The sequence below is a fragment of the Vibrio sp. 1978 genome (genome assembly GCF_033344345.1).
In genome coordinates this window covers 1-1,169 of sequence record NZ_JAWPOP010000126.1, presented here as the reverse complement: position 1 = coordinate 1,169, position 1,169 = coordinate 1, and the positions used below count along the sequence as shown (strand labels likewise).

Sequence of the window (1,169 nt, the reverse complement as noted above, 5' to 3'; positions counted from 1 at the left end):
GACTTTGCGGCGGCAACAGGGCTTGTACCTCGGCAGTACAGCACGGGAGGTAGGACGACATTGCTGGGAATTAGTAAGCGAGGTAATAAAAAGATCCGAACTTTGTTGGTTCAGTGTGCCAGGGTATTCATACAAAAACTGGAACACCAGTCTGGCAAATTGGCCGATTGGGTCAGGGATTTACTGTGCCGGAAAAGCAACTTTGTCGTCACTTGTGCTCTGGCAAACAAGCTGGCCAGAATAGCCTGGGCCCTAACGGCACGACAGCAAACTTATGTAGCATAACGGCAGAAATACACCGGTTTAAAGAATTACTGATCTGGTTTTGCGAATACTGATATTGATGATACTAACGGCCCACCGGCCTGTTGAGGAACCTGTAAAACGGAAAGGCTCATTGAAGCCGTATATTTTCTGGAGGTTCATCAGGCGCGGAACTCATCAAGGCGCGGGAATAAAATCCCATTCAGACGCCGGATAGATTCAAGCAAGCCAACTTGTCGTCAAAATCGGTGTTGCAAAAACGGGAGTGACCATAGATTCCGTTTTCTGAGACGACCCCTTGTAGGATTGGCTGTATCTGGGGACACTATAACCGTCAAAGAAGCCGGTTTGGTGTTGGTCATTGGGGTTATCCTGTGCATCTATGGTATAATCTTAACCAAGGTCTGCAATTCTTAAGGGGGTCAAATGGACGCTTTCACATTAGGCATGTTGGGGTTGCTCATTTTTTTCACTGTCGTCACTGGCGGCAGTCTGTATCTCTACCATGAGAAACAGAAGGAAAAAAAGCATCACAACGCCTAAAGAGTAACTGCGACAATGAACGTAAAGGCCAGCAATAGCTGGCCTTTTTTTATACTTGCAGTTTGAGGTGTTACATGTCACGATAAGGTAAGTGTGACATGTAACGGAAAAGGTGATTTTTTGAAAGTATCCAATGAAGATGCTCAGGCTACGGCGATCTATCTCCTCAGAGCTGCTTCGCGCCCAGCTTTCTGGCGTGACGTCCCATTCGATAAGAAACTTGAAGCCGTGGACAGCCTGAACAGCATAGGGCGATCACCATCAGAACTCACTGAATGGATTAATAAATACCTGACAGCAGAGCAAATCAATAAACTCGGGACATCAATTAGGCAACGTCGCAGAAGGGGATATGGTGTTGG

General features: G+C 46.7%; 2 protein-coding genes. Both read left to right on the top strand.

The features are described from left to right. Nucleotides 1–285, top strand: a 285-nt coding sequence (locus R8N49_RS24955; RefSeq protein ID WP_177952071.1) for a transposase, incomplete at its 5' end; no start/stop codon positions are given. 642 nt (nt 286–927) lie between these two features. Beyond that, a partial coding sequence (locus tag R8N49_RS24940; protein ID WP_318190191.1) for a hypothetical protein occupies nt 928–1,169 on the top strand: 242 nt, incomplete at its 3' end.